Raw genomic sequence first — 1,271 nt, forward strand, 5'->3', positions numbered from 1 at the left:
GATGTAGAGGCGCGGTTGCTCATCGATCAGCGCCTGCTCGAAGGCCGGAACGTCGGGCCCCGTCGGCGTGAACGGAACGCCGACGATCCTGACCTGGTGTGCACGCAGCAAGGCCTGGAAATTGAAGTAGCAGGGATCGTCGACGAGAACGGTGTCGCCCGGGCGCAGCAGCAATCGGCAGATCAGGTCGATCGCCTGCGTGCCCGAACCCGTCAGGAGAACCTGGTCGACGGTTGCCGCAATGCCCTGGTCCGCAAACCGGCCGATCAGGTGGCGGCGCAGTTCGAGCGAGCCGCGCGTGCTGCCATAATCCGACAACATGCTGTCGTTCGCGCGGGCAAGCATCCTGATACCCTTTCGAAGCGCAGGATTCGGCATCCAGTCGGCCGGCAGCCATCCACAGCCGGGCTTCAGCACCGACGGGTCGGCGTCGAGCGACTGCCTCGAAACCCAGAAGGGATCGACGTCGCGCTCGCGGCGCGGTCCCATCCCCGACAGGGACAGGGGCGGAAGACCGGCGCCTGTCACATAAAAGCCCGAGCCGCGGCGAGCGCGGATAACCCCTTCCGCTTCCAGCCGCGCATAAGCCTCCACGACGGTCGATGGCGACACGCCCATGGTTTCGGCGAAGCGCCGGACGGAAGGGAGGCGATCCCCCGGAGCGAGCGCCCTGGTTGCGATCCTTGCGCGAACGGCCCGGATCAGCGCTTCCGTTCGGGTTGTTTCGCCGTCCATCACACCAAGTCCCCATAACTGTATGGGTCATACATACCATACGGATTTCTATAATCGTACCGTACTGTCGCTGTCCGTATTGGCCGAATGGCTCTAGGTGCTCGTCCCCGGAAAGCGAGGACCCATGGACGAAAGAACAGCAGGATGGGGCAGCGGCCTCCTCGGAGTCATCATATTCAGCGGTTCGCTGCCGGCTACGCGTGTGGCGGTTGCGGACTTCGCGCCCATGTTCCTGACCTCGGCACGTGCCGGGCTGGCCGCCCTGCTTGGCGCCATATTTCTGTTCGTACTTCGCCAGCCCCTGCCCGAGCGGAAGGATATCCTGCCGCTTGCAATCGTCGCCATCGGCGTGGTCGTGGGCTTTCCCCTGCTTACCGCCCTGGCGCTCCAACACATCACGGCCGCCCACTCGATCGTCTTCATCGGACTGCTGCCACTGGCGACCGCCATCTTCGGCGTCGTGCGCGGCGGCGAGCGGCCGCATGCTCCGTTCTGGCTGTTCTCGATCATCGGCGCGGCGGCCGTCGCGGGTTTCG

General features: G+C 65.1%; 2 protein-coding genes. One reads left to right on the forward strand and one right to left on the reverse strand.

Annotated elements, in window-relative coordinates; genetic code table 11:
* Nucleotides 1–735: aminotransferase-like domain-containing protein (locus tag ACFOHJ_RS24805; protein WP_378225829.1), on the reverse strand; the 735-nt coding region annotated here is incomplete at its 3' end.
* A 124-nt stretch (nt 736–859) separates the two neighbouring features.
* On the opposite strand from ACFOHJ_RS24805, the gene ACFOHJ_RS24810 reads away from it, so the two are divergent.
* Nucleotides 860–1,271, forward strand: a 412-nt coding sequence (locus ACFOHJ_RS24810) for an EamA family transporter (RefSeq protein WP_378225831.1), incomplete at its 3' end; no start/stop codon positions are given.

The organism is Aquamicrobium soli, assembly GCF_042646345.1.
GTDB lineage: Bacteria > Pseudomonadota > Alphaproteobacteria > Rhizobiales > Rhizobiaceae > Mesorhizobium > Mesorhizobium soli_A.